25 protein-coding genes are annotated in these 24,713 nt (G+C 69.8%); 11 read left to right on the forward strand and 14 right to left on the reverse strand.

The window, feature by feature from the left end; translation table 11 throughout:
- Positions 1-2: 2 nt before the first annotated feature.
- Positions 3-848 carry a symmetrical bis(5'-nucleosyl)-tetraphosphatase gene (locus ACFSCU_RS07745; protein WP_180549881.1) on the forward strand — a complete coding sequence of 282 codons (846 nt, stop codon included), beginning with the start codon at positions 3-5 and terminating at the stop codon, positions 846-848.
- A complete protein-coding gene (locus ACFSCU_RS07750) occupies positions 845-2,113 on the forward strand; it encodes a DUF445 domain-containing protein (RefSeq protein WP_257645645.1) in 1,269 nt (422 codons plus the stop codon). Before ACFSCU_RS07745 ends, ACFSCU_RS07750 begins: the two co-directional genes overlap by 4 nt.
- A gap of 178 nt (positions 2,114-2,291) precedes the next feature.
- Here ACFSCU_RS07750 and ACFSCU_RS07755 read toward each other — a convergent pair whose 3' ends face one another.
- Together ACFSCU_RS07755 and ypfJ are read right to left on the reverse strand one after the other, a co-directional pair.
- Entirely contained in the window at positions 2,292-3,743 is a 1,452-nt protein-coding gene (locus ACFSCU_RS07755; RefSeq protein WP_377560332.1) for a DEAD/DEAH box helicase, read from the reverse strand.
- A gap of 118 nt (positions 3,744-3,861) precedes the next feature.
- Positions 3,862-4,731: a KPN_02809 family neutral zinc metallopeptidase gene (ypfJ, locus tag ACFSCU_RS07760; protein WP_180549880.1), complete on the reverse strand. Its 870-nt coding sequence runs from the start codon at positions 4,729-4,731 to the stop codon at positions 3,862-3,864.
- A 39-nt stretch (positions 4,732-4,770) separates the two neighbouring features.
- Between ypfJ and pcp the strand changes: the two genes are divergently transcribed.
- On the forward strand, positions 4,771-5,457 hold the full coding sequence (pcp, locus tag ACFSCU_RS07765; RefSeq protein WP_377560333.1) for a pyroglutamyl-peptidase I: 687 nt from the start codon (positions 4,771-4,773) through the stop codon (positions 5,455-5,457).
- Between the two features lie 333 nt (positions 5,458-5,790).
- The gene (locus ACFSCU_RS07770) at positions 5,791-6,714 is read left to right on the forward strand and encodes a delta(1)-pyrroline-2-carboxylate reductase family protein (protein WP_180551699.1); all 924 of its coding nucleotides are present in this window, start codon (positions 5,791-5,793) and stop codon (positions 6,712-6,714) included.
- Positions 6,715-6,718: 4 nt separating this feature from the next.
- Here ACFSCU_RS07770 and ACFSCU_RS07775 read toward each other — a convergent pair whose 3' ends face one another.
- The 3 genes from ACFSCU_RS07775 to guaD all read right to left on the reverse strand — a co-directional run bounded on the left by ACFSCU_RS07775 (position 6,719) and on the right by guaD (position 9,083).
- Complete coding sequence (locus ACFSCU_RS07775; RefSeq protein WP_180549879.1) at positions 6,719-7,051, reverse strand: hypothetical protein; 333 nt, start codon at positions 7,049-7,051, stop codon at positions 6,719-6,721.
- Between the two features lie 110 nt (positions 7,052-7,161).
- On the reverse strand, positions 7,162-7,728 hold the full coding sequence (dcd, locus tag ACFSCU_RS07780; protein WP_180549878.1) for a dCTP deaminase: 567 nt from the start codon (positions 7,726-7,728) through the stop codon (positions 7,162-7,164).
- A 56-nt stretch (positions 7,729-7,784) separates the two neighbouring features.
- Positions 7,785-9,083, reverse strand: coding sequence for a guanine deaminase (gene guaD, locus ACFSCU_RS07785; protein ID WP_377560335.1), 1,299 nt, complete (start codon positions 9,081-9,083; stop codon positions 7,785-7,787).
- Between the two features lie 202 nt (positions 9,084-9,285).
- On the opposite strand from guaD, the gene ACFSCU_RS07790 reads away from it, so the two are divergent.
- On the forward strand, positions 9,286-9,846 hold the full coding sequence (locus tag ACFSCU_RS07790; protein ID WP_180549877.1) for a TetR/AcrR family transcriptional regulator: 561 nt from the start codon (positions 9,286-9,288) through the stop codon (positions 9,844-9,846).
- A gap of 103 nt (positions 9,847-9,949) precedes the next feature.
- Here ACFSCU_RS07790 and ACFSCU_RS07795 read toward each other — a convergent pair whose 3' ends face one another.
- Together ACFSCU_RS07795 and ACFSCU_RS07800 are read right to left on the reverse strand one after the other, a co-directional pair.
- Complete coding sequence (locus ACFSCU_RS07795) at positions 9,950-11,020, reverse strand: BMP family ABC transporter substrate-binding protein (RefSeq protein ID WP_377560336.1); 1,071 nt, start codon at positions 11,018-11,020, stop codon at positions 9,950-9,952.
- A 142-nt stretch (positions 11,021-11,162) separates the two neighbouring features.
- Positions 11,163-11,378, reverse strand: coding sequence for a hypothetical protein (locus ACFSCU_RS07800; RefSeq protein WP_333706652.1), 216 nt, complete (start codon positions 11,376-11,378; stop codon positions 11,163-11,165).
- Here ACFSCU_RS07800 and ACFSCU_RS07805 point away from each other — a divergent pair.
- Entirely contained in the window at positions 11,377-11,814 is a 438-nt protein-coding gene (locus ACFSCU_RS07805; RefSeq protein WP_180549875.1) for an HIT family protein, read from the forward strand. The two genes, ACFSCU_RS07800 and ACFSCU_RS07805, sit on opposite strands and share 2 nt — an antisense overlap.
- A 1-nt stretch (position 11,815) precedes the next feature.
- Here ACFSCU_RS07805 and ACFSCU_RS07810 read toward each other — a convergent pair whose 3' ends face one another.
- The 4 genes from ACFSCU_RS07810 to ACFSCU_RS07825 all read right to left on the reverse strand — a co-directional run bounded on the left by ACFSCU_RS07810 (position 11,816) and on the right by ACFSCU_RS07825 (position 16,687).
- Entirely contained in the window at positions 11,816-12,871 is a 1,056-nt protein-coding gene (locus ACFSCU_RS07810; protein ID WP_180549874.1) for an adenosine deaminase, read from the reverse strand.
- 111 nt (positions 12,872-12,982) lie between these two features.
- Positions 12,983-14,077: a DUF1521 domain-containing protein gene (locus tag ACFSCU_RS07815; RefSeq protein ID WP_377560337.1), complete on the reverse strand. Its 1,095-nt coding sequence runs from the start codon at positions 14,075-14,077 to the stop codon at positions 12,983-12,985.
- Between the two features lie 166 nt (positions 14,078-14,243).
- Positions 14,244-15,242 carry an aromatic ring-hydroxylating dioxygenase subunit alpha gene (locus ACFSCU_RS07820; protein WP_377560338.1) on the reverse strand — a complete coding sequence of 333 codons (999 nt, stop codon included), beginning with the start codon at positions 15,240-15,242 and terminating at the stop codon, positions 14,244-14,246.
- A gap of 284 nt (positions 15,243-15,526) precedes the next feature.
- Positions 15,527-16,687, reverse strand: a complete 1,161-nt coding sequence (locus ACFSCU_RS07825) for a BMP family ABC transporter substrate-binding protein (protein WP_180549871.1) — start codon at positions 16,685-16,687, stop codon at positions 15,527-15,529.
- Between the two features lie 197 nt (positions 16,688-16,884).
- Between ACFSCU_RS07825 and ACFSCU_RS07830 the strand changes: the two genes are divergently transcribed.
- The 3 genes from ACFSCU_RS07830 (at position 16,885) to ACFSCU_RS07840 (ending at position 18,736) form a co-directional block, all read left to right on the forward strand.
- Complete coding sequence (locus ACFSCU_RS07830) at positions 16,885-17,721, forward strand: hypothetical protein (protein ID WP_377560340.1); 837 nt, start codon at positions 16,885-16,887, stop codon at positions 17,719-17,721.
- Between the two features lie 88 nt (positions 17,722-17,809).
- Positions 17,810-17,938: a hypothetical protein gene (locus ACFSCU_RS07835; RefSeq protein ID WP_257645641.1), complete on the forward strand. Its 129-nt coding sequence runs from the start codon at positions 17,810-17,812 to the stop codon at positions 17,936-17,938.
- Positions 17,939-18,034: 96 nt separating this feature from the next.
- Entirely contained in the window at positions 18,035-18,736 is a 702-nt protein-coding gene (locus ACFSCU_RS07840) for a hypothetical protein (protein ID WP_377560342.1), read from the forward strand.
- 152 nt (positions 18,737-18,888) lie between these two features.
- Here ACFSCU_RS07840 and ACFSCU_RS07845 read toward each other — a convergent pair whose 3' ends face one another.
- From ACFSCU_RS07845 to ACFSCU_RS07855, 3 genes are all read right to left on the reverse strand, one after another.
- Positions 18,889-19,809 (reverse strand): ABC transporter permease, encoded by a 921-nt coding sequence (locus ACFSCU_RS07845; protein ID WP_333708394.1) that lies wholly within the window; start codon positions 19,807-19,809, stop codon positions 18,889-18,891.
- Positions 19,810-19,981: 172 nt separating this feature from the next.
- Positions 19,982-21,043 (reverse strand): ABC transporter permease, encoded by a 1,062-nt coding sequence (locus ACFSCU_RS07850; protein WP_377560343.1) that lies wholly within the window; start codon positions 21,041-21,043, stop codon positions 19,982-19,984.
- Positions 21,044-21,228: 185 nt separating this feature from the next.
- Positions 21,229-22,782, reverse strand: a complete 1,554-nt coding sequence (locus ACFSCU_RS07855) for an ABC transporter ATP-binding protein (RefSeq protein ID WP_180549865.1) — start codon at positions 22,780-22,782, stop codon at positions 21,229-21,231.
- Positions 22,783-22,993: 211 nt separating this feature from the next.
- Between ACFSCU_RS07855 and xdhA the strand changes: the two genes are divergently transcribed.
- Together xdhA and ACFSCU_RS07865 are read left to right on the forward strand one after the other, a co-directional pair.
- Entirely contained in the window at positions 22,994-24,544 is a 1,551-nt protein-coding gene (xdhA, locus tag ACFSCU_RS07860; RefSeq protein ID WP_377560345.1) for a xanthine dehydrogenase small subunit, read from the forward strand.
- Entirely contained in the window at positions 24,541-24,705 is a 165-nt protein-coding gene (locus ACFSCU_RS07865) for a hypothetical protein (protein WP_333707851.1), read from the forward strand. The genes xdhA and ACFSCU_RS07865 overlap by 4 nt, the downstream gene beginning before the upstream one ends.
- Positions 24,706-24,713: the final 8 nt, after the last annotated feature.

The raw sequence follows: 24,713 nt of genomic DNA on the forward strand, positions 1-24,713 counted from the left end.
ACATGGCACTTTATCTGATCGGCGACGTGCAGGGCTGCGACACCGCACTGGGCCGGCTGCTCGACGAAATCGCTTTCTCTCCCAGTCGTGACCGTCTGGTGCTGCTGGGCGATCTGGTCAACCGCGGTCCCGAATCGCTGGCCGTGCTGCGGCGCATGGCGGCGCTGGGCGATGCGGCGGCCTGCCTGCTGGGCAACCACGACCTGCACCTGCTGGTGGTGTCGCAGGGCGTGCGCCGGCCGCACCGCACGGACACGCTGGGCGACATCCTCGCCGCGCCCGACCGCGATGCGCTGCTCGACTGGCTGCGCCACCGCCCCATGGCGCTGCACGAGCGCGGCGTGCTGATGGTGCATGCGGGCGTGCTGCCGCAGTGGAGCGCGGCCCGCACGATGCAACTGGCCGCCGAGGTGGAGACCGTGCTGCGCGGCGCCGACTGGCACGTGTTCATGCACCAGATGTACGGCAACCAGCCCGACGAATGGCACGACGGCCTGCAGGGCACGGCGCGGCTGCGCGTGATCGTCAACGCGCTGACGCGGCTGCGCCTGTGCACCGCCGATGGGCGCATGGAGTTCGACACCAAGGACAGCAGCGGCGCCGACGGCGCGCCGCCCGGCTTCATGCCCTGGTTCGACGTGCCGGGCCGGCAGACGGCGGATGACGTGATCGCCTTCGGCCATTGGTCCACGCTGGGCTGGCTGGAGCGACCGGATTTGATCTCGCTCGACACTGGTTGCGTCTGGGGCGGGTGCCTGAGTGCCGCGCGCATCGGCGCCGATGCGCGGGATCGCGAGCTGATCCAGGTGCGCTGCCCGCAGGCGCGCAAGCCGGGCGGCGGCGCATGAACAGCGCCAGCCCATTGCTCCCGCGTGCGCGCGATGCCGCCGGCATGAAGCGCCTGGCGCTGGGCTTGCTGCTGACCATGGCCGTGGTCTACGCCATCGCCACCACATTGGAGGCGCGCCACGCCGCCTGGGGCTACGTGGCCGCGTTCGCCGAGGCCGGCATGGTGGGCGCCATTGCCGACTGGTTTGCCGTGGTGGCGCTGTTCCGCCATCCGCTGGGGCTGCCGATTCCGCACACCGCCATCATCCCGGCCAACAAGGACCGCATCGGCGTCAACCTGGGCCAGTTCATCGCCACGCATTTTCTGGCCACCGAGCAGGTGCTGGCCAAGGTACGCGAGTTCGATGCCGCGGGCCGCGTGGCCGCCTGGCTGTCGCAGCCGCAAAACGCCGCGCGCGTGGGCGAGCGGCTGGTGGACGTGGGCCGCTGGGCCGTGGGCGCGCTGGACGACGAGCGCGTGCGCGCCTTCGTGGCCGACTTGGCGCGGCGCGGGCTGCGGCAGATGGAAGTCACGCGCCTGTCGGGCCAGGTGCTGGAGGCCATGACGCACGAGCGCCGCCACCAGGAGCTGCTGGACGGCGTGCTGGTGCAACTGGCCAGGCTGCTGGGCGAGGACAGCGTGCAGGACACCATCACCGAAGCCATCGCGCGCGAGGTGAAGGCGCTGAAATACGTGGGGCTCGACCAGGTGGCCGCACGCCTGGCCACGCGCAAGGTGGTGGTGATCGTCGCCAAGACCATCATCGACATGGCCGACGACCCGGCGCACCGCCTGCGCCTGCGCTTTGACGACATGGTGGACGGCTTCGTCACCCGCCTGAAGGACGACGCGGCGCTGCAGCAGCGCGGCGAGCGGCTGAAGCAGGAGCTGATCGACAACCCCGCGCTGGGCAGCTACGTGAACCAGCTGTGGGGCGAACTGCTGGCCTGGCTGCAGGCCGACATGGGGCAGGGCGATTCATCCATCCGCCGCACCATCACCCAGGCCGCGCAGACGCTGGGCGAGCGGCTGGCGGGCGACGCCGAGATCCGCGGCTGGATCAATGGCGAACTGCAGGCCGCCGCGCCGCGCCTGATCGAGCGCTACCGCGACGACATCCGCCACTACATCGTGGCGCGTGTGCAGGCCTGGGACGCGCGCGAGATGACCGACGAGCTGGAGCGCCACATCGGGCGCGACCTGCAGTTCATCCGCATCAACGGCACGCTGGTGGGCGGGCTGGTCGGGCTGCTGATTCACACGGCCACGCATGCGTGGCGGTAAGTCGTGCGGGAGGTCTTGTGGGAGCGGGCTTGCCCGCGATGCGGCGGTTCGCCCGGCGCTGTCACTTCATCGCGGCCAAGGCTGATACTACAAGAAAGATAGCTGCTTCCGCCTTCTGTTAAAGGGTTTCAGATCGAAATGATGCTGAAATCCTTATGTAGCGGGCGCCAGCAGCTCCTCAATCCGTAGTGGCCGGCGTGCTCTCCGGCGCCTTGAACAGCGCCGCCACCTTGCGCTTGGACTTGATGTTGGCCGACAGGCCGGCGCGCGCAGGGCGGGTTTTCTGCTCCCACGCGGGCGCCTCGTCCTGCTCGGCGGGCGCTTCGTAGGGTTGGTTGAAGAACGGATCGGCCGGCGCGGCGGCGGGGGTGCGGCGCTCGGGGTGGCGGCGCTCGCCACGTTCGCGGCGCACCTCGTCGCGGGCATCGCCGGTCTCGTCGTCACGCCAGCGGCGGCGGCCATCGTTCTGGCGGCCGTGCGGGCGCTCGTTCTCGAACTGCAGGTGCTCCAGCTCAATCTTGGTCTTGAGCAGCTTCTCCAGCTCGCCCATCAGCCGCTGGTCGTGCCGGGTGACCAGGGTGACGGCCACGCCCGAGGCGCCCGCCCGGCCCGTGCGGCCGATACGGTGCACGTAGTCCTCGGCGTGGAAGGGCACGTCGTAGTTGAAGACCGCCGGCACGTCCTTGATGTCGAGCCCGCGCGCGGCCACGTCGGTGGCCACCAGCAGGTCGACCTCGCCCTGCTTGAAGGCTTCGAGCGACTTCAGGCGCTCGTCCTGGCTCTTGTCACCGTGCAGGGCGGTGGTTTTCAGGCCGTCGCGCTCCAGCGCGCGGGCCAGCCGGGCGGTGCCCAGCTTGCTGTTGCAGAACACGAAGGCCTGGCCGAGCTGCTTGTCCTTCAGCACTTGGCGGATGGCGCGGCGCTTGTCGTCCTCGTCCAGCAGGTAGAAGTGCTGCTCGACGGTGGAGGCGGTGGCGTTGGGGCGCGCCACCTCGATCAGCACCGGGTCCTGCAGGTAGCTGGCGGCCAGGCGCTTGATCTCGGGCGAGAAGGTGGCGCTGAACAGCAGCGTGGTGCGCTGCCTGGGCAGGTAGTTCAGGATGCGCTGCAGATCGGGCAGGAAGCCGATGTCCAGCATGCGGTCGGCCTCGTCGAGCACCACGTATTCGACCTGGTTCAGCACCGCGGTCTTGGCCTCGATGTGGTCCAGCAGGCGGCCGGGCGTGGCCACCAGCACCTCGACGCCCTTGCGCAGCTCCTCGATCTGCGGCTTCATGTCCATGCCGCCGAACACCACGGCGCTGCGCAGCTGCGTGTATTTGGCGTACTGCTTCACCTGGCCCGCCACCTGGTCGGCCAGCTCGCGCGTGGGCAGCAGCACCAGCGCGCGCACCGGGTGGCGCGCGGGCGACACGGATGCGGTTTCGTGCTTCAGCAGGCGCTGCAGCAGCGGCAGCGAGAAGGCGGCGGTCTTGCCGGTGCCGGTCTGCGCGGCACCCATGACGTCCTGGCCGGCCAGCACCACGGGAATGGCCTGCGCCTGGATGGGCGTCATGTTTTCGTAGCCCATCTCGGCCACGGCGCGCTGGAGCGGCTCGGCCAGCGGGAGAGAGGAATAGGGTTGTGTCATTAACCCCCAATTGTCGCATCGCAGCAAAAAAAGTGCGTGACGGAATTAGGGGTTGCGATCACTATGCAATCAATAGCTGCTTGCGCCGTATCCACGGCGCAAAAGCCCGATTTGATGCTTAAAGCGACTGGGCGTTGAAGGTATCGCAGGCCTGCACGCTGCCCGTCTTGAAGCCCTGCGCGAACCAGCGCTGGCGCTGCGCGCTCGAGCCGTGGGTGAAGGTGTCGGGCCGCACCATGCCGGTCTGCTGGCGCTGCAGGTGGTCGTCGCCGATCCGGGCGGCGGCGTTCATGGCCGATTCAAGGTCGCCCTGCTCCAGCCAGTTCTTGGCCTGCTGCGACTTGTTTGCCCAGATGCCGGCAAAGCAGTCGGCCTGCAACTCCATGCGCACCGACAGCGCGTTGTTCTCGCGCTCGCTGACGCGGCCGCGCAGGCTGTCGACCTTGCCGGTGGTGCCCAGCAGCGTCTGCACGTGGTGGCCCACCTCGTGCGCGATCACGTAGGCGCGGGCGAACTCGCCCGGCGCGTTCAGCTGGCGCTGCAGGGTCTCGAAGAATTCCATGTCCAGGTACACCGTCTGGTCGGCCGGGCAGTAGAACGGCCCCATGGCCGACTGCCCCATGCCGCAGGCCGTGCGCGTGGCACCGCGGAACAGCACCAAGCGCGGCTCGCGGTATTGCGCGCCGCCCTGGCGGAAGATCTGCGTCCACGCGTCCTCGGTCGAGGCCAGCACGGTGGAGACGAAGGCCGCCGCCTGGTCATTGGCCGGTGGTGCCTGGCCCGGCGCCGGCTGCGACACCTGGCTGCCCGCGCCACCCAGCACGCCGATGGTCGTCAGCGGGTTGATGCCGAACACGCCCCAGGCCAGCAGCGCGATCACGATGGTGCCGATGCCGATGCTCTTGCCGCCAAAGCCGAAGCCGCCACCCCCGCCACCGGCGCGGCGGTCTTCCACGTTGTCTGACTGTCGGTTGCCTTCCCATCTCATCGCATGCTCCTCGCGCACTGCTTGCGCTAAATTGTGGCAATGGTAGTCGCCCGCCGCACCCCGCGCCCGTCAGACAAGCCCGACAAGCCGCGTCCCGTTCTGGTGACGGGGTTCGACCCCTTCGGCGGCGACGCGCTCAACCCCAGCTGGCTGGTCGCTCAGGCGCTGCACCGGCGCCAGATCGGCGGCCACCGCGTGGTGGCGGCGCAACTGCCCACGGTGTTCGGTGATTCGCTGAAACGCCTCAACGCCCTGCTGGCCGCGCACCGGCCGGCGCTGGTGATCTGCCTGGGCCTGGCGGCCACGCGCGCGGCGATCTCGCTGGAGCGCATCGCCATCAACGTGAACGACGCCCGCATCGCCGACAACGCCGGTGCGCAACCCATCGACACCCCCGTGGTCGCGGGGGCGCCCGCCGCCTACTTCAGCACGCTGCCCATCAAGGCCATGCAGGCCGAGATGAACTGGGCCGGCATCCCGGCCGAGGTCTCGCAGACCGCCGGCACCTTCGTCTGCAACCACGTGTTCTACGGGCTGATGCACCGCTTGGCCACGGGGCGCGGGCTGAAGGGCACGCGCGGCGGCTTCATCCACGTGCCCATGCTGCCCGAGCAGGGCGCACCCAGCCTGCCGCTGGACCGGATGGTCGAAGGCCTGCGCATCGGCATCCGCACCGCGCTGGCGCTGCAGCACGATGTGCGGCTGGGCGCTGGCGCGGTGGACTGAAGCCTGCCCAAGCCGGCAGCGCCCCGTACAGCGGCCGCGCGTTGCGCCGACCAGCCCCGCTGAAAAACAGGGGAGTATGTGTTTCTTGCGCTTATTGGTCGGGCGCTATAGATGTGTCATATGGGGAGTATGTGAGGCGATGCTTGGTTATCAAGAAGTCTTGGATGACGCGCGGCCCTCATCCGCTGTGTGGGAACGGGCTTGCCCGCGATGAGGCGACTCGTCGCAATGAACGCTTGATCGCGGGCAAGCCCGCTCCCACAACACGGTCTGAGACTGGCTGCGAATCAGGAAGCGACGAACCCCCGCGCCCCCATGCGCCAGAATCCCCGCATGAACATCCTGCTCGACGCCGCCCAGACCGCCGCGCGCCTGCCCTGGGCGCCGCTGGTCGATGAAATCGAAGCCCTGCTGACCGACCCCACGGTGCAGGTGCCGCCGCGCACCGTGCTGCCCATGGCGGCGGGCGCGTTCCTGTTCGCCATGCCCGGCTGCGACGCGCGCACGGCCATGACCAAGCTCATCACCTTCACGCCCGCCAACGTGGGCACGGCCACGCCCACCATCCAGGGCGACGTGGCGGTGTTCGACGTGGCCAGCGGTGCGCGCACGCTGATCCTGGATGGCCCCACCGTGACGGGGCGGCGCACGGCGGCCGTGTCGGCGCTCGGCGCGCGCTGGCTGGCGCCGAATCTGGCGGGGCCGATGCTGATCGTCGGCGCCGGCGTGCAGGGACAGGCGCACGTCGAGGTGTTCGCCGCCGCACTGGGCGTGAAGCAGTTCCGCATCGCCTCGCGCCGCCGCGCCAGTGCCGAGGCGCTGGCCGCGCACGCACGCCGCCTGGGTTTGCGGGCCGAAGTGGTCGACGACGCCGATGCCGCGCTGGCCGATTGCCCGCTGGTCGCCACCTGCACGCCCGCCAGCGCCGTGGTGCTGCGCGGCCAGCCGCGTGACGATGCCTTCATCGCCGCCGTCGGCGCCTTCACGCCGCAGATGGTGGAACTGGCGCCCGAGCTGTGCCGCGCCATCGCCGCGCAGGGCCGCATCGTGGTCGATTCGCGCGACGCGGGCCATGAGGCGGGCGACCTGCTGCAGGCGGGCCTCGACGTGGACGCCATGCCGGCGCTGGCCGACATCGTGGCCGGCCAGCCAAAAGCCCGCGACGCGCGCGGGCCGGTGCTGTTCAAGAGCTGCGGCTGGGCCGGCTGGGACCTGGCCGCCGCGCGGCTGGCGGCGAAATCGCGGCCGACGGGCTGAGCGCTTAATTCGAGAGCGCGGCCACCGGCCCCAGGTCGTCCACGCGGGCACCGCCATGGCTGCTGTAGACCGTGGCGGCCTGCGCCGGCGCCGGTGACTGCGCGAACTGGAAGTCGTGGCCCTTGCGCACCTGTGCCTGCGCCACACCGGCGATCGAGGCCAGCAGCAGCACGACCATGGTCAGCAGGCCGATCACCACCACCACGCGCTCGGGCGAAAGCAGTGTGACCAGGTCGTCCGCATCGGCGGCCGGGCTGCGCGGCGGCCGCGCCTTGTTTGCGCGGCAGGCAGCCGGAATCGTGTCCTGAAAGTCGGGGGTGTGCGTGTTCGTAGCCATGCGTTGGATGCTACGAACGTGGCCGCTCGTGACCATTCAGCCAGCGGCGGTGGCTGGCGTAGGAAAAAACCGAAGCGCGCCGTCGCCGCACGGCGATGCGGCGCCGTGCCTCAGGTCTTTGGCAGCGTCACGCCCACCTGGCCCTGGTACTTGCCGCCACGGTCCTTGTAGCTGACTTCGCACACCTCGTCGCTCTCGAAGAACAGCACCTGCGCGCAGCCTTCGCCCGCGTAGATTTTGGCCGGCAGCGGCGTGGTGTTGCTGAACTCCAGCGTCACGTAGCCTTCCCACTCGGGCTCGAAGGGCGTGACGTTGACGATGATGCCGCAGCGCGCATAAGTGCTCTTGCCCAGGCAAATGGTCAGCACGTTGCGCGGGATGCGGAAGTACTCCACCGTGCGCGCCAGCGCAAAGCTGTTGGGCGGGATGATGCAGACATCGCCGTGGAAGTCGACGAAGCTCTTCTCGTCAAAATTCTTCGGATCAACCACCGTGCTGTGGATGTTGGTGAAGATCTTGAATTCGGGCGCGCAGCGGATGTCGTAGCCATAACTGCTGGTGCCGTAGCTGACGATCTTCTTGCCGTCGCGCTCGCGGATCTGGCCCGGCTCGAAAGGCTCGATCATGCCGTGCTGCTCGGCCATGCGGCGGATCCACTTGTCGCTCTTGATGCTCATGTCAGGGTACTCTGTTTTTGATAGCTGGTCGCGCTTTCTCCTCAAGCGCCAGACCGCTATTTTGCTTGAGAAATCACGGTGCGCTCGACCACGCGGTCGTCGCCCAGCACGATGAGGGCGAACAGCAGCTCGGCCAGCGTCTCGGCCTGCGCGGTGCGGCGCGCCAGCAGCGGCGTGGCGCCGGGGTTCAGCACCACGAAGTCGGCCTCGCAGCCGGGCTGCAGGTTGCCGACCACGCCTTGCAGATCCAGCGCGCGCGCCGCGCCGGCGGTGTGCAGCCACCACAAGCGCTCGGGCGACAGGCTGATGCCCGGCTTGGGCTCCACGCCCGTGCTGGCCGCGCGGCCGGCGAAGTAAGCCGCGCGCATCGTCACGAAGGGCGAGAAGCTGGTGCCGCCGCCCACGTCGCTGGCCAGGCCGTGGGCGAAGGGCACGCGCTCGGCCCCCGCGAAGTCGAAGAAGCCGCTGCCCAAAAAGAGGTTGCTGGTGGGGCACACGGCGGCGGCGGTGTGGGTATCGCGCATCAGCGCGCGGTCGTCGTCGTGGAAGTGGATGCAGTGCGCGTACACGGCGCGGCGGCGCATCAGGCCGTGGTCGGCGTAGATGGCGAGGTAGCTGCGCGAATCGGGAAACAGCGCGCGCGCCCAGGCGATCTCGTCGACGTTCTCGGCCACGTGCGACTGGATCCACACAGCGGGGTACTGCGCGGCCAGCGCACCCGCGCCGCGCAGTTGCGCCTCGGTTGATGTGGGTGCAAAGCGCGGCGTGATGGCGTAGCCCAGGCGGTCCACGCCGTGCCACTTCTTGATCAGCGCTTCGGTATCTATCAGGCTCTGCCCGGTCTCGTCGCGCACGCCATCGGGGCTGTGGCGATCCTGCAGGCACTTGCCGGCGATCAGGCGCAGGCCGCGTGTCTGCGCTTCGGTGAACAGCGCATCGACCGACGCTGGGTGCGAGGTGCAGAAGGTGAGCGCCGTCGTCACGCCGTGGCGCGCCAGCTCGCCGCAGAAGAAGGCGGCCACCTCGGCCGCATGCGCCGGGTCGGCAAAGCGCGCCTCGTGCGGAAAGGTGTAGTGCTCCAGCCAGGGCAGCAGGCCGTCGGCGGGCGAGCCGATCACGTCGAGTTGCGGGTAGTGGACGTGCATGTCCACGAAGCCGGGGGCGATCAGCCGGCCGGGCAGGTGCGTGACGGGCACCTGCGCGAACTGCGGTGCCAACGTCGCGTGCGAGCCGGCGGCCACCACGCGCCGCACGCCGGCGGCATCGCGCTGCGTCACCAGCAGGCCGTCGCTGTCGTGCACGGCCTGGCCGTGGGCGTCGAATCGGAGGAGGGCTGCACGCCAAGCCTGTTGCATGCGGCCATTGTGCCCACGCCGGCCGGCGTGACCGGGCCACCGGCATCGCGCACGATGTGGAAATCGCTATCCAAATAATAGCTTGATGCGCAATGCCAGCCACACGTCATGTCGAATGACATAGTGATTCTGCGGCTTCGTTGCTATGCTGCCATGCTCTGGCCGGGCGGTGCGGCCGGATCGTCAAGAGAGGCGGGCGACCATGCGCGGAACTGTGCGTCGGAAGATGGTGGAAGGGGCAACCCAGGTGCTGCGGCGCCGGGGCTTGCACGCGACCGCGTTTTCCGAAGTGCTGGCGCTGACGGGCACGTCGCGCGGCTCCATCTACCACCACTTTCCGGGCGGCAAGGCCGAGCTGATCGAGGCCGTGCTGGAGGATTTCACCACCTTGCTGGACGACCAGCTGCAGGCGCTGCATGGCCAGCCGGCCGAGGCGGTGGTGCAAGGGGCGCTGGCCCTGTGGCGCGGCATGCTGCTGCGCGACGACTGCGAATCAGGTTGTCCCGTGGTGGCCGTCACCGTGGCGGCCGACTCCAGCCGCCTGCTGCAGGACTGCCGCCAGGCCTTCGCGCAATGGACGGGCACGCTGGCAGCGGCGCTGAAGGCGGCCGGCCTGCCGCCGGCGCAGGCCGCCAGCTTTGCCACGCTGCTGATGGCGGCGGTGCAGGGCGCGATCCTGCTGTCGCGCGCCGCCGGCGACATGGCGCCGTTCGACACCGTGGCCGAGCAGTTGCAGCAGCAGGCCGCGCAGTTCGCGGCCTGAGCGGCGGGGGCGACGTCCGCGCCTGGCGCCTCGATGGGCGCCGGTGTTGGCGCTCCGCGCGAACCCGGCGGATGCATGCACACCTGCCGAGCCGGGCCGGTGCTCAGCGCGGCAGCGGCGTGCGCACGCCGTCGACCAGCCAGTTCATCTGCAGGATCTGCGCATCATCGAGCTTCTGGCCCTTGCCAACCCGCGCGTGGCCTTCGTTGTCGGCGATCGGCCCGCTGAACGGGTGCAGGCGGCCGGCGGCGATGTCCTGCTGCCGGGCCAGCACTTCGCGCTGCACCGCCTGCGGCACCTTGGGGCCGAAGGCCTCGACGCGGATCATGCCTTCCTTCACGCCGCCCCACAGCTTGCCGCTTTGCCAACGGTCATCGCGCACGGCCTGCACGCGGCGCGTGTAGTAGTCGCCCCACTGGTGCGTCACGGCGGCGATCTGCGCCGTGGGCGCCACCTTGCGCATGTCGGAGTGGTAGGCCACGGCCAGTGCGCCGCGCTCCTCGGCGGCGGCCATGACGGCTGTGGAGCCGGTGTGGAAGGCCAGCACGTCGGCGCCCTGGTTCATCAGCGTCATGGCGGCGTCGCGCTCGCGCGGCGGGTTGAACCACTCGTTCAGCCAGATCACGCGCACCTCGGCCTTCGGGTTGACGCTGCGCATGCCCAGCGTGAAGGCGTTGATGCCCTGCAGCACCTCGGGGATCGGAAAGCCCGCCACGTAGCCCGCCTGGTTCGACTTCGTCAGGCGCCCGGCGGCGATGCCGGCCAGGTAGCGTCCCTCGTAATAGCGCGCGTTGGCCGTGGCCACGTTGGGCGCCTGCTTGTAGCCGGTGATGGATTCGAACTTCACGGCCGGGAAGTCGCGCGCCACCTTCAGCGTCGGCTCCATGTAGCCGAAGCTGGGCGTGAAGATGATCTGGTGCCCTTGCGCCGCCAGGTCGCGGATCACGCGCTCGGCGTCGGCGCCCTCGGGCACGTTCTCGACGTAGGTGGTCTGCACCTGCGCGCCCAGCGCCTTCTCGACGGCGCGGCGGCCCTGGTCGTGCTGCTGCGTCCAGCCGGCGTCGGTGAGGGGGGTGACGTAGACCCAGGCCGCCCTGATCGGCGCACTGGACTGGGCGAAGGCGGGAGACAAACAACAGGCGGCCACGAGTGTGGCGGCGAGGTTTTTGTACATGGTGTTCCTCTACATGGCCCCGAAAACAAACAACGCCAGGCCACCGGGGCATCGGCATGGCGGGCGCGATTGTAGGGCGGCGGGTGCGCGCGTGCTGGCGGCTGCCGTGGGGCGCCATCAATTTGATAGTGGGGTGCGCCCGTCATCCAATGATTTCAAAGGATAAACACATGAAATCAAGGTGTGACAGGCGCCAGAAGCTATGGATGTAGGAGCGGCGGAAGCCGCGAAGCAGCGCCTCTGTCGCGCCACACCCGTTCGCGGCTTCCGCCGCTCCTGCAACAGGCGGGCGATGAAGGATCGCGTTTCCTACACTGCGGCTTTTCCCGTACACCTTCATGTCAAGGAGCTTCGCCATGCCCATGTTCATCGACACCTCGCCACCCGGCCAGTGCATCTTCTGCCGCCTGGTGGCGGGCGAGATCCCTTCGGCCCGCGTGGCCGAGGACGATCTGGCGCTGGCCTTCATGGACCTGGGCCAGGTCAACCCGGGCCATGTGCTGGTGGCCAGCAAGCGCCACGCCGCCACGCTGTTCGACCTGACGCCCGAGGAAGCCGGCGCCGTGATGCGCATGGCACAGCGCGTGGCGCTGGCCGCGCGCACCGCGTTCGATCCTGACGGGCTGATGCTGCTGCAGGCCAACGGCGCCGTGGCGGGGCAGACGGTGGGGCACTTTCACATCCACGTGGTGCCGCGGCACGATGGTGATGGCATCGACTACACCTGGCCGCGCAAGGAGCCCGGCCCCGCCGCGCTGGAGGCCTATGCCCAGCGCCTGCGCGCGGCGCTCTGAATCAGCGGTTGAAGCGCTCGAAGCACGCGTCCAGCTGCTCGCGCCAGCGCGCCTTGGCCGCCGCGTCGGCAAAGCTGGCCTCGAAGCTGTTGGCGGCCAGCTGGTACGCGTGCCGTGCCGTCAGGCCGGTGGCGGCGGCCACGGCGCGCAGGTTGTCGTTCACGTAGCCGCCGAAGTAGGCCGGGTCGTCGGCGTTGACGGTGGCGCACAGGCCGGCGTCGAGCAGCGCCTTCAGGTTGTGGTCCGCCAGATCGGGGAACACGCGGAGCTTCTGGTTCGACAGCGGGCACACCGTGAGCGGCACGCGCCCGGCGCCCAGACGGCGCATCAGAACCGCGTCGTGCACGGCCTGCACGCCGTGGTCGATGCGCTCCGCCTTCAGCACGTCCAGCGCCTGCCAGATGTAGTCGGGCGGCCCTTCTTCACCAGCGTGCGCGACGATGCGAAAGCCCAGTTCGCGGCAGCGCGCGAACACGCGGGCGAACTTCTCCGGCGGGTGGCCCACCTCGCTCGAATCGAGCCCGACGCCGATGAAGTGCTCTCGAAAAGGTAGCGCCGTCTCCAGCGTCTCGAAGGCTTCGCGCTCGCTCAGGTGGCGCAGAAAGCACAGGATCAGCGTGGCGCTAAGGCCGTGCTTCTGCGGCGCCTCGGCGCAGGCGCGCGACAGGCCGCGGATCACCGTGCCCATCGGCACGCCGCGCGCCGTGTGCGTCTGCGGGTCGAAGAAGATCTCGGCGTGTACGACGTTATCGGTAGCTGCCCGCGCCAGATACGCCTGCGCCGTGTCGTAGAAATCCTGCTCGTGCAGCAGCACGCTGGCACCTTGGTAGTAGATGTCGAGAAAGCTCTGCAGGTCGGTGAAGGCGTAGGCGCGGCGCAGTGCATCCACGCTGGCGTAAGGCAGCGCCACGCCGTTGCGCGCCGCCAGCGCGAAGATCATCTCGGGCTCCAGCGAGCCTTCGATGTGCATGTGCAATTCCGCCTTCGGCATGGCGGCCAGCAGCGCGGGCAGGTGGTCGGCGGGGATTCGGTCGATCAGGTCGGCGGGCGCGGTCATGCGGGGCATTCTGCACGCGCACGCCAGTGCGGTGCGGCCCAAAAAAAAACGACCCGCAGGGCGGGCCGTTTCAAAGGCTTGGGAGACTTGCGTTTTCTTATGGCGTCGCGCTCAGCGCAGCTGGCCCAGCATCAGCCTGGTCAGGGCGCTGCGGCCGGCGTCTTCGTTGCGGAACACCGCCACGCCGTCCACCGCACCGATGGCGCCCATCAGGCGCGTGACCGGGTTGAAGGGCAGCAGGCCGGGGTTGTTGGTGCGCCAGGCCAGCGAGCCGCCGCTGCGCGTGTCCACGGTGCCGTTGCGGTGGTGGATGTTGACGGTGTGGGCGTCGGGCTGTTCGACCCGGGCGCGCGGCGGCACCAGCAGCGGCTTGTTGCGCATCGGAGGGGTGTCGCTGCTGCTGCGGCCCGGCTCCCAGCTGGACGCCTGGCTGCCCATGTGGCTGAAGATGCCGCCCATCAGGCCGGTCATCAGGAACAGGCCCAGCGCCTGGCCGAACTGCTGCGTGAACTCGTAGGGCTTCACGGCGTTCGGCTTGGTGATGTCGAAGTCCTTCTGGCCGGCCAGCTTGCCGGTGTCGGCGTTGAGCCAGCCTTCGCCGTTGGGGTTCTCGCGCACCACGAAGCCGTCCTGCGTGGCCCAGTCCAGCGCCTGGCCGCCGCGGTCGGCGTATTCCACCTGCAGGTCGCCCAGCTTGTTCTGGCTCAGGCCGGTGATCTTCAGCGCGTGGTCGCCGCGGGTCACGGTGACTTCGCTGGAGACGCATTCGTTGGGGTTGTTCTTGAACGGCTCGGTGTCGATGGTGATCTTGGTGCCGTCTTCCAGCTGGAAGGTGGTGGTGCCCCAGAAGTTGGCGTCGGTCTTGCCGTCCTTGTTCCAGTCGATGTGCGGGTCGCCCCAGATGTTGGTGACTTCGCCGTTGTTCTTGTTGACGATCTTGATCTGCGAGTTCTTCTCGTCCAGCTGCAGCTTGTAGTTGCCCAGGTCGATGTCGGCCTTGCCGTTGCCGGGGTTGTTCACCGTCCACTTGGCGTCGCTCTTGCCGTCGGGCTGTTTGCAGGGGCAGAAGCAGCCTTTCTTGTCCAGCGTGCCCAGCTGGAACTGGTTGGTGTGCGGCAGCTTGGCGCGCAGGGGGCCGGCAGCGCCGATGGGGGCAAAGCCGATGGCGGCAACGGCCACGAAGCCGGCGGGTGAAGTGCTGAACATGATGGTGGTCCTCCGGGAGTTTGTTGGCAACGGGCCGCCGACGTGTGCGTGGGTTCGTCAGCGGCTTGGCCCGCAGTAGACCTGTTGCCAACGGGCGCGACAAGCTGTTACCGATACCATCGGTAACGCCCCCATTGGTAGTGTTACCAGGCGCCCGGCGCCCGTGTCAGGCGGTCACGCCGAAGCCGATGCCGCTCTGCTTCAGATAGCGCCGGTAGGCGGCCGACAGGCGGTCGGCGGCGGAATGCGCCTCGGCGTCGGGCGCCAGCGGCAGGCGCTTGGGGCGTTGCGATTCGAGGATGGGCTGGTCCTGCCCGAAGATGGTGTCCTGGAACGCGATGAGCCGCGCGTCGGGCGAATCGAAGTCGTTCATCGCCATGCGCGTCCAGGCCACGCTGGTTTCCTCGGTCACGGGGCAGACGAACATGGCGATGGATTCCCACAGCCCGTCGATGGCCGTGCTGCCCGGCTCGGGCTGCTTGGTCAGCACCGCCGCGTAGGGCGCGGTGACTTCGTAGGTGTATTCCACCTGCGCGCCGCTTTCGGCATGGATCGACGAGCGCGGCTGCCAGGCGCGGCAGCCGGTGGCCTTCACGCCGTGCAGCGTGGGGGTGACTTCATACGGCGGGATTTCGGGCCGCTCGCGGCTGCCCAGCCAGCCTTCGTGCACGTAGCCGAAGTGCGCCATGTCGAGGAAGTTCTCGATGATGCGCGGCGCGCTGGCCTGCACCAGGTAGGGGCCGCTGGTGGTCTTGCGCAGGCGCGGCTCGGCCTCGGCGGCGAAGGCGGGCAGGTCGTGGATTGGCAGCGCCGGCCCCTCGGGCGCGGCCAGGCGCACCCACAGCATGCCGTGGGCCTCGCGCGTGTCGAAGGTGCGGGCGCAGTGGCGCGCGCCGGGCGTGAAGCCGGGCACGGCCGGGATGTGCGTGCACTGCCCGCCGGCCTGAAAGCGCCAGCCGTGGTAGGGGCATTCCAGCTGCCCATCGGTCACGCGGCCCAGCGAGAAGCGCGCGCCCCGGTGCGGGCACTGGTCGGCCCAGGCGTGCGCGGCGCCTTCGCCGTCGCGCCACAGCACCAGCTCTTCGCCGAGCAGCACCGCGGCCACGGGCTGCGCGCCCACGGCGTGGGCGAGTGCGACGGGATGCCAGAGGGTGCGTTCGATCATGGTGAAAGGGTGCAGGCAAGAAGGTTGACAGCGCGTCGATCCATATACTCCCCAATATGCCGGCCGACAGCGCTCGTCAGACGGGCGCTGGCGCCACATACTCCCACTTGTCGCTTCAGCGTTGCCAAGGCGCCGCTACCCACATTGAGGCGGCCGCGGAGCAGGCCATGCGGGCGAACGCCGCGGAAGGGCGTGGCCCGCCCGCTGGCGTTGTCCCCCTTCCCGCGAAGCGCAGCGCAGCGAGAGAAGGGGGAAGCGGCGTCAGCCGCTCAGGGGGATTCGCCTCAGTTCTTTCCGGGCACCTTGCCCTCCACGCCCTTCACGTACCAGTTGATGCCACCCAGAAACTTGTCGTCGGCCACGGTGCCTTCGGCCAGCACTTCCTTGCCGGTGTTGTCGCTGATCGGGCCCTTCCAGATGTTGTACGTGCCGGCCTTCAGGCCGCTGCGCACTTCCTCCAGCTTGGCCTTGGCATCTTCAGGCACGTCGGCGGCCAGCGAGACGAGGTCGATCGCGCCTTCCTTCACGCCCCACCAGGTCTGGCCGGTGGCCCACTTGCCGTCCAGCGCCTCGCCCACGGCCTTGATGTAGTACGGGGCCCAGTCGATGATGGCCGAGCCCAGGTGCGCCTTGGGGCCGTAGGCGGTCATGTCGCTGTCCCAGCCGAAGCCGCGCTTGCCCATCTTCTCGGCGGTCTGCAGCACGGCCGACGAGTCGGTGTTCTGGAACAGGATGTCGGCGCCGCCGTTGATCAGCGCGGTGGCGGCCTCGGTCTCCTTGGGCGGGTTGAACCACTCGTTCACCCACACCACCTTGGTGGTGATCTTGGGGTTGGTGCTTTGCGCGCCCAGCGTGAAGCTGTTGATGTTGCGCACCACCTCGGGGATCGGGATCGACGCCACCACGCCCAGCGTGTTGCTCTGCGTCATCTTGCCGGCGATCACGCCCGCCATGTAGGCGCCCTCGTAGGTGCGGCTGTCGTAGGTGCGCATGTTCTCGGCCGTCTTGTAGCCGGTGGCGTGCTCGAACTTCACGTCAGGGTGGTCGGCGGCCACTTTCAGCATCGGCTCCATGTAGCCGAAGGTGGTGCCGAAGATCAGCTTGTTGCCCTGGCCCGCCATGTCGCGGATCACGCGCTCGGCATCGGCGCTCTCGGGCACGCTCTCGACGTAGCTGGTGACGATGCGATCGCCGAACTCCTTCTCCAGCGCCTTGCGCGCGTTGTCGTGCGCGAAGGTCCAGCCGCCGTCGCCCACCGGGCCGACGTAGGCGAAGGCGATCTTCAGCGGGTCGGCCTTGGCCGGCGCCGGTGCCTCGGCCGCCGGGGCGGGCGCCGGGGCCGGGGTGGGTGCCGGCTCGTCCTTCTTGCCGCAGGCCACCAGGGCGCTGGCAGCGGCCGCCAGGGCGGCGAGTTTCAACAGCGAACGCTTGTGGTGATCGGTCATGGTGGTTCCTTCGGCTACGAGGGCGGCAGTTGAAACCGCGGATTATGCGGGAGGGCCGGCGGCGGCCTGGCAGCCCCCCTCTTCGTGGGGTGAGCCGGAAACTGTTTGATCCAGATCAATCGCGCGGACCCGTGCGACAGGTTTTGTAAAGGGAGAGTTTGAATAATGCAAACCAATTATTTAATTGTGACTCGATCATGAAAGCCGTCCTCGTCGCCCTTCCCGAGCGTGATGCCTTCGCACTGACCCTGTTCGTCGGCAAGGTGCTGGAGGGCTGGCAGTGCGACGCGGCAGACCTGGCGCACCCGGTGCCGGCGGGCGACCTGTATGTGGTGGACATGGACGCCTGGCTGGCGCGCCACGGGCGGGCGCAGGCCGGGGCCGAACTGGCGGCGCTGGTGGGCGAGCGGCCGGCCGTGCTGGTCGGCAACGTGCCGGCGCAGGTGGCCGCGCACGGTGCACCGTGGGTGGTGCTGCCCCGGCCGTATGGCGCGCAGTCGATGCGCAGCGCGCTGGAAGAGGCCTGGACCGCGCGCGCACGGCCCACGGCGGCGCCTGCTGACGTGGCGCCCGCGCCCGCCGAGGTGTTCTTCAGCACCTCGGCCTTCGGCTTTTCGACCGCCGAGCCGATGCGCGTGGCGCAGGCCACACCGCCGCCCACGCTGGGCGAGGGGGCCCTGTCGATCGAGGCCTTCCGCGCCTGCGTGGACAGCTCGCCGAACGAGGCCTGCCGCCATTTCCTGCGCCAGCTGGGCGACCGCCTGGCGCAGCCCGGGGCGTTCGAGATGGGCGTGACGCTGATCAACGGCATCATCTTCAACCCCGCGCAGGCCTGGGTGGCCAGCAACACGCCGCTGTCCGTCATGCGCATGGTGTGCCGCAGCCGGGCGCTGGGAGAGCACGTGCGGATCACGGCCCTGGCACCCACCGTCGACGCCCGCGCGCGGGCCGAGCAACGCGGCATGACGGTTCACCCGCTCGACGACATGCTGTTCGCGCTGGCCCAGATGGGCGAGTGCCGGCTGCCGCACTGAACGGCGCTCGGCCACGTCGCGCACCCGCCACGGCCGGCGCTGCCGCACGGGATGCCGGCGGCCTGGTCGCTTAGACTTTGCCTCCGGTATGAAACTGGTACTGGTTGGCTTCCCGTCCCGCGATGCGTTCGCGATCAGCCTGATGGTGCGCAAGGACCATCCGGGCTGGTCGTGCGATGCCGCACCGGCGGCCCAGGCGCCCTGGCCCGAGGCCTAGCTGGTCATCCTGGACAGTGAGGGCTGGCAGGCCGAGCAGGGCGCCGACTGGGCGGCCCTGGTCGGCAGGCGGCCCGCCGTCATCGTGACGCCCATCGTGTCGCAACGCGATGATCTGCGGCAGCAGGCCGAACAGCAGGCGGCCGATTGGGCGCGCCAGGGCTGGGCGGTGGTGCGGCGGCCGTTTCATGCCGCCGACGTGCGCGAGGCGCTGCCGACGACGCTGCAGGCAGCGTCGCCGGGGGCGGAACCCGCGCCGGTCGAAGCACCCGCCCCCTTGCCACCGCCACCGCCACCACCACCGCCACCTGCACCTGCACCTGCACCTGCACCTGCACCTGCACCTGCACCCGTGGCCGCCCCGAGCGTCAGCGTGCCGCCGCCTGCACCCGCGCCCAGCGCCCCGCCGGCCCAGAGCGTGCAGATCAGCGACGGCGCCCTGACGCTGGACGAGTTCGAGGCCGTGCTGGTCAGCTCACCGCACCCCTCCAGCCACCCCATCCTGCGCGACGTGGCGCAGCGCCTGCGCGCGGGGCAGCCGTTCGAGGTCATGGTGACCATGCTCAACGGCGCCATCCTTCACCCGGCCGAGGGCTGGGTGGCCAGCAACACGCCGGCCTCGGTGTTCGGCATGGTGCTGAAGAGCCGCGTGCTGAGCACGCAACTGCAGATCATTCCGCAGCGGCCGCACGTCGACCTGCGCCAGCGCGCCGAGCGGCGCGGCATGACCATCCACCCGGTGGAAGCCATGCTGTACGTGCTGGCCACCGCCGCCGAATGCCGCGTGCCGGAGCAGTGAGCCGCAAGGCTGTGGCCTGAGGGCGCCCCCCGAGGCGCAGCTGGGGCAGATACTCCCTGCATACCACCCCGTCAGCGCCCATCAATAAAGCGCCAGAGGCATATACTCACCTATCAGAGGAAAAGCTGCAATGTGCCGGCACCGCGCCGGCCTCACGCCCCCGGGTGGAACGGCTTGCCCAGCGAGGCCGGCATGTTGACGCGGATCCACGTCGGGTTGCGCGAGATCAGCGCCAGCACCACGATGGTGGCCAGGTAGGGCATCATCGTCAGCACCTGGCTGGGCACCTGCACGCCCTGGCCCTGCAGGTGGAACTGCAGCATCGTCACGCCGCCGAACAGGTACGCCCCCAGCAGGATGCGCGCCGGCCGCCAGGTGGCGAAGGTGGTCAGCGCCAGCGCGATCCAGCCCTTGCCGGCCACCATGCCCTCCACCCACAGCGGCGTGTAGATGACCGAGATGTACGCCCCCGCCAGCCCGCACAGCGCGCCGCCCGCCACCACCGCCGCCAGCCGGATGCCGCGCACGTGGTAGCCCAGCGCGTGCGCCGACTGCGGCGATTCGCCCACCGAGCGCAGCACCAGCCCGCCGCGCGTGCGGTACAGGAACCAGATCAGCCCGGCGGCGATCAGCATGGCGCCGTACACCAGCGGGTGGTGGCGCAGCAGCGCCGGCCCGATCAGCGGCACGTCGCCCAGCCCCAGCCAGTTGAACTGCGGCCGCTCGGGCAGCTTGGCCTGCACGTAGCCGATGCCCACGAAGGCCGAAAAGCCGACGCCGAACAGGCTCAGCGCCAGCCCGGTGGCGTATTGGTTGGTGTTCAGCCAGATCACCAGCCAGCCGAAGACGGCCGCCAGCAGTGCCCCCGCCGCCATGCCGGCGGCAAAGCCCGCCCAGTCATTGCCCGTGTGCACCACGGCGGCGAAGCCGGCGATGGCGGCGCACAGCATCATCCCCTCGGCCCCCAGGTTGACGATGCCCGCCTTCTCGTTGATCAGCAGGCCCAGCGCGGCAATGGCCAGCACCGTGCCGGCGTTCAGCGTGGCGGCGAAGAGCAGGGCGTATTGGTCCATCAGCAGCGCCTCCCCGGTCTTGCGCCCTCTCCCGCCTGCGGGAGAGGGTTGGGGTGAGGGCCGTCGGCGCACCAGGCGGCACGGCTTTTGTTCAGACGCTGTCCACCTTCACCCCCGCCCTCTCCCGCACGCGGGAGAGGGGGTGAACACCTGGAGCACAGCGCCATGACCATCAATTGCCTTTCCCCCAGCGCACCCGGTAATTCACCAGCGTGTCACACGCCAGCAGCGTGAACAGCAGCAGGCCCTGGAATACCCCCGTCAACGACTTCGGCAGCCCCAGGCGCGACTGCGCCAGCTCGCCGCCGATGTAGAACATGCTCATCAAGATCGCCGCCAGCACCATGCCCAGCGGGTGCAGCCGCCCGACGAAGGCGACGATGATGGCGGCGAAGCCGTAGCCCGCCGGCACGTAGGGCGTCAGTTGCCCGATTGGCCCCGCCACCTCCAGCGCGCCGGCCAGTCCGGCCGTGCCGCCCGAGATCAGCAGCGCCGTCCACAGCGCGCGGCGCGACGAGAAGCCCGCATAGCGCGCCGCCGCTGGCGCCAGCCCGCCCACCTGCTGCGCGAAGCCGCTGCGCGTGCGGAACAAGTACACCCACAGCAGCGCCGCGCCGGCCAGCGCGATCAGCGCACCGATATTCACGCGCGAGCCGGCCATCAGCCGCGGGATGCGCGTCACGGCGTCGAAGGTGCGCGTCTGCGGAAAGTTGTAGCCCGCCGGGTCCTTCCACGGCCCGTAGACCAGGTAGCCCAGCACCTGGATGGCCACGTACACCAGCATCAGGCTGACCAGGATTTCGCCCGCGTTGAAGCGGTCGCGCAAGAAGGCCGTGATGCCCGCCCACGCCATGCCGCCCAGCACGCCGGCCAGCAGTACGGCCAGCACGATCCAGCGCCCCGTCTCCTTGCCCGCCAGCAGCGCCACGCCGCCGGCCGCGATGGCGCCGATGACGAACTGCCCCTCGGCGCCGATGTTCCACACGTTGGAGCGGAAGCACACGGCCAGGCCGAGGGCGATCAGCAGCAGCGGCGTGGCCTTCACGCCCAGCTCGCCCAGCGCGTAGGCGGACTTGATCGGCTCCCAGAAAAAGACCTGCAGCCCGCGCACCGGGTCCTTGCCCATCACGCTGAACAGGGCCACGCCGATCACCACCGTGATCGCCAGTGCCAGCAGCGAAGAGGCCCAGGTCCACGCGCGCGAGGGGGCGGGGCGGGGCTCAAGGCGCAGCATGGCTTGCTCCTTGGCTGTTGCTCCCTCGCCCCTCTGGGGAGAGGGTAGGGGTGAGGGGCTGGCGGCGTGCCAGTGGGGTGCGTGGCTGGCCCCCACCCCAGCCCTCCCCCAGCGGGGGAGGGAGGGCCCTCACCCCAGCCCTCTCCCGCAGGCGGGAGAGGGAGCAAGCCTGGTGGGGAGTGGCTTCAATGCGCATGCGCCACCTCCCCGCCACGCTCCATGTCCGCCAGGTGCTGCTGCACATCGCCATGCCACAAGCCGCTCATCCACGCCCCGATCTGCTCCACCGTGGCATCGCGCCGCTCCACGGCCGGCGACAGCTGCCCCTTGGCCATCACGTGCAGGCGGTCGCACAGCTCGAACAGCTCGTCCAGCTCCTCGCTCACCACCAGCACGGCGCAGCCGGCGTCGCGCAGCGCCAGGATCTCGGCGCGGATCTGGGCCGACGCGCCCACGTCCACGCCCCAGGTCGGTTGCGACACGATCAGCAGCGTGGGGTTGGCGTCGATCTCGCGCCCCATGATGAACTTCTGCAGGTTGCCGCCCGACAGCGAGCGCGCCAGCGCCTGCGGGCCCGCGGCCTTGACCTTGAAGCGATCGATGATGCCCGCCGCCTGATCGCGCAGCACGCCGGTGCGCAGCCAGCCGAAGGCGCCCACGGCCTCGCGCCGCGTCAGCAGCAGGTTGTGCGCCAGGCCCATCTCGGGCACGGCGCCGCGGCCCAGGCGCTCCTCGGGCACGAAGTGCAAGCCCAGCGCGCGGCGCTGGCCGGGCGAGCGGTGGCCCACAGGCTGGTTCGCTATTGAAATGGAAGCTGTCGGCGCCCGCCGGTCCTCGCCCGACAGCGCAAACAGCAGCTCGCGCTGGCCATTGCCCGAGACGCCGGCAATGCCCACCACCTCGCCCGCGCGCACCTGCAGCGACACGTCGATCAGATCCACGCCGAAGGGCGATTCGCGCTTCAGGCTCAGGCCGTCCACCGCCAGCACCACCGCGCCCGGCGCGCGGGCGTGGTGCGCCAGCGCGGGCGGCTCGGCGCCGATCATCATGCGGCTCAAGGATGCGTTGCTTTCCTCGCGCGGGTCGCACACGCCCGTCACGCGGCCGGCGCGCATCACCGTGCAGGCGGTGCACAGCGCGCGAATCTCGTGCAGCTTGTGGCTGATGTAGAGGATGCTGCAACCCTCGGCCGCCAGCTGCCGCAGCGTGACGAACAGCTTGTCCACCGCCTGCGGCGTCAGTACCGAGGTCGGCTCGTCCAGGATCAGCAGCTTCGGGTGGGTGAGCAGCGCGCGGATGATCTCCACCCGCTGCATCTCGCCCACGCCCAGGGTGTGCACCGGGCGCGCGGGGTCGGTGTCGAGGCCGTAGGCGGCGGCGGTCTGCTCGATGCGGCGCGTGACCTCGGCCAGGCTAAGCGACTTGTCCAATCCCAGCCACACGTTCTCGGCCACGCTGAGTGTCTCGAACAGGCTGAAGTGCTGGAACACCATGGCAATGCCCAGCGCGCGCGCCTGCTGCGGGTTGGCGATGTGCACCGGCTGGCCGTCGAAGCGCACCTCGCCCGCGTCGGGCTTGGTGGCGCCGTAGATGATCTTCATCAGCGTGCTCTTGCCGGCGCCGTTCTCGCCCAGCACGGCGTGGATCTCGCCCGGCTGCACCGTCAGCGACACGCCGTCGTTGGCCACCAAGCCGGGGTAGCGCTTGGTGATGCCGGTGAGCTGCAGGCGGGCCGTCATGGTTATCGGGTCAAACAGGCCGCTCGTTGCCTTGCATCAAGCGCGAGCAGCTATTGAAATTGTAGTTATCCGGTGTGACGTTGATCGCGGGGGGTGACGCAATGTAGCACCCGTGTGCGCCCTTCGGCACCCGCGCGCCCTGCCATGGCCGCAGAAGGGGCAGGCGTTGATGCGGGGGCCGCGCGGCGGTTTTCGCGCCATACTGCCGCGCATGAGTCCACCCGTCCTGCGCTTCGTCCTGGGCCGCCAGCCGCAGACGCTGGCCAACGTGCCGCCCGACCGCACGCTGCTCAACGTGCTGCGTGACTACCTGCACTGCACCGCCGTCAAGGAGGGCTGCGCCAGCGGCGACTGCGGCGCCTGCACCGTGGCGCTGGCCGAGCGGGGCAGCGACGGCCAACTCAGCTACCGCGCCATCAACAGCTGCATCCGCCTGGCGCACAGCGTGCAGGGCATGGCCGTGTTCACCGCCGCCGACATCGCGGGTGCTGACGGCACGCTGCACCCGGCGCAGCGCGCGATGGTCGAGTGCCACGGCTCGCAATGCGGCTTCTGCACGCCGGGCTTCGTGATGAGCCTGTTCGTGCTGCACCGCCAGCCCGGCGGCGGTCATGTAGCCCCCACGCTCCCCGCTGCGCGCGGTTCGCTGCCCCCCGAGGGGGCTGGCCTCGCCTTGGCGCGGCCCGGCGGCGGGGCCGTCTCGCGCGACGAGGCGCTGCACGCGCTGTCGGGCAACCTGTGCCGCTGCACCGGCTACCGGCCGATTCTGGACGCCGCGCAGACCATGCACCACTGGCCCGACGTGCCGCTGGACGAAGCGGCGTTGCTTCAAAAATTGGAGCTGCTCGCGCCCGATGGTCGGGCGCCAGAGGCCGATTCGGCGGAAAACTTCTACGCCACGCCGCGCACGCTGGCCGAGCTGCTGGCGCTGCGTGCTGCGCACCCGCGGGCGCTGCTGGCCGCCGGCACCACCGACGTGGGGCTGTGGGTCACCAAGCAGCACCAGCGCTTCGCGCAGATCATCGACCTCACCCGCGTGGCCGAACTGCGGCGCATCGAGCGCGCAGGCGACACGCTGCGCATCGGCGCCGCCGCCACGCTGGTCGACGCCTTCGCCGCGCTGGCGCAGGATCGGCCGCAGCTCGCCCCCTTCCTCGACCGCTTCGCCGGCCTGCCGGTACGCGTCAGCGGCACGCTGGGCGGCAACGTGGCCAACGGCTCGCCCATCGGCGACAGCATGCCGCTGCTCATTGCCCTGGGCGCCACGCTGGTGCTGGCCAGCACGCGCGGTGAGCGCAGCCTGCCCATCGCGGACTTCTACCTCGCCTACCGGAAGACCGCGCTGGCGCCCGACGAGGTGCTGGCGCGCATCGACGTGCCGCTGCCCACGCCGCATGAATGGCTGCGCGCCGACAAGATCAGCAAGCGCCTGGAGGACGACATCAGCGCCGTCTGCCTGGCGGTGGCGCTTCAGATCGACGGCGGCGTGATCCGCAGCGCCCGCATTGGCGCCGGCGGCGTGGCGGCCGTGCCGGCGCGTGCCATCCAGACCGAAGCGGCGTTGGCTGGAAAGCCGGCAACGCAGGCCGTCTTCGACGCCGCCGCCACCGTGCTGGCGGCCGAGTTCGAACCCATCAGCGACATGCGCGCCAGCAGCGCCTACCGCCGCACGGTGCTGGGCAACCTGCTGCGCCGCGCCTGGGCGCAATCGCAGCCTGGCGCGGCCACACTGGCCACGCTGCAACCGGAGACCCTGCCATGACCCAGCACAAGCCCATGCCCCTGCCTGGCGAAGAACCGCCGGTGCAAGACCCCGATCCGTTCGCGCCGCCGGCCCCCGTGGAAGACCCCGCCACGCCGCCGCTGCCGCGGCGCGACCCGGGCGACGCACCGCCCGTGCAAGACCCCGAGCCGAAGCCATGAGCGAGCGG

It is taken from the genome of Ottowia beijingensis (assembly GCF_042680925.1).
GTDB classification, from domain to species: Bacteria; Pseudomonadota; Gammaproteobacteria; order Burkholderiales; family Burkholderiaceae_C; genus Ottowia; species Ottowia beijingensis.

Coding starts and splice junctions, on each gene's coding strand:
- ACFSCU_RS07850 (WP_377560343.1), bottom strand. CDS start 21,043: ATGCTGCGCCTTGAGCCCCGCCCCGCCCCCTCGCGCGCGTGGACCTGG.
- ACFSCU_RS07820 (WP_377560338.1), bottom strand. CDS start 15,242: ATGATCGAACGCACCCTCTGGCATCCCGTCGCACTCGCCCACGCCGTG.
- ACFSCU_RS07835 (WP_257645641.1), top strand. CDS start 17,810: ATGAAACTGGTACTGGTTGGCTTCCCGTCCCGCGATGCGTTCGCGATC.
- ACFSCU_RS07755 (WP_377560332.1), bottom strand. CDS start 3,743: ATGACACAACCCTATTCCTCTCTCCCGCTGGCCGAGCCGCTCCAGCGC.
- ACFSCU_RS07770 (WP_180551699.1), top strand. CDS start 5,791: ATGAACATCCTGCTCGACGCCGCCCAGACCGCCGCGCGCCTGCCCTGG.
- ACFSCU_RS07745 (WP_180549881.1), top strand. CDS start 3: ATGGCACTTTATCTGATCGGCGACGTGCAGGGCTGCGACACCGCACTG.
- guaD (WP_377560335.1), bottom strand. CDS start 9,083: ATGCAACAGGCTTGGCGTGCAGCCCTCCTCCGATTCGACGCCCACGGC.
- ACFSCU_RS07865 (WP_333707851.1), top strand. CDS start 24,541: ATGACCCAGCACAAGCCCATGCCCCTGCCTGGCGAAGAACCGCCGGTG.
- dcd (WP_180549878.1), bottom strand. CDS start 7,728: ATGAGCATCAAGAGCGACAAGTGGATCCGCCGCATGGCCGAGCAGCAC.
- ACFSCU_RS07810 (WP_180549874.1), bottom strand. CDS start 12,871: ATGACCGCGCCCGCCGACCTGATCGACCGAATCCCCGCCGACCACCTG.
- ACFSCU_RS07775 (WP_180549879.1), bottom strand. CDS start 7,051: ATGGCTACGAACACGCACACCCCCGACTTTCAGGACACGATTCCGGCT.
- ACFSCU_RS07830 (WP_377560340.1), top strand. CDS start 16,885: ATGAAAGCCGTCCTCGTCGCCCTTCCCGAGCGTGATGCCTTCGCACTG.
- xdhA (WP_377560345.1), top strand. CDS start 22,994: ATGAGTCCACCCGTCCTGCGCTTCGTCCTGGGCCGCCAGCCGCAGACG.
- pcp (WP_377560333.1), top strand. CDS start 4,771: ATGGTAGTCGCCCGCCGCACCCCGCGCCCGTCAGACAAGCCCGACAAG.
- ACFSCU_RS07795 (WP_377560336.1), bottom strand. CDS start 11,020: ATGTACAAAAACCTCGCCGCCACACTCGTGGCCGCCTGTTGTTTGTCT.
- ACFSCU_RS07790 (WP_180549877.1), top strand. CDS start 9,286: ATGCGCGGAACTGTGCGTCGGAAGATGGTGGAAGGGGCAACCCAGGTG.
- ypfJ (WP_180549880.1), bottom strand. CDS start 4,731: ATGAGATGGGAAGGCAACCGACAGTCAGACAACGTGGAAGACCGCCGC.
- ACFSCU_RS07825 (WP_180549871.1), bottom strand. CDS start 16,687: ATGACCGATCACCACAAGCGTTCGCTGTTGAAACTCGCCGCCCTGGCG.
- ACFSCU_RS07805 (WP_180549875.1), top strand. CDS start 11,377: ATGCCCATGTTCATCGACACCTCGCCACCCGGCCAGTGCATCTTCTGC.
- ACFSCU_RS07750 (WP_257645645.1), top strand. CDS start 845: ATGAACAGCGCCAGCCCATTGCTCCCGCGTGCGCGCGATGCCGCCGGC.
- ACFSCU_RS07845 (WP_333708394.1), bottom strand. CDS start 19,809: ATGGACCAATACGCCCTGCTCTTCGCCGCCACGCTGAACGCCGGCACG.
- ACFSCU_RS07815 (WP_377560337.1), bottom strand. CDS start 14,077: ATGTTCAGCACTTCACCCGCCGGCTTCGTGGCCGTTGCCGCCATCGGC.
- ACFSCU_RS07800 (WP_333706652.1), bottom strand. CDS start 11,378: ATGGCGAAGCTCCTTGACATGAAGGTGTACGGGAAAAGCCGCAGTGTA.
- ACFSCU_RS07855 (WP_180549865.1), bottom strand. CDS start 22,782: ATGACGGCCCGCCTGCAGCTCACCGGCATCACCAAGCGCTACCCCGGC.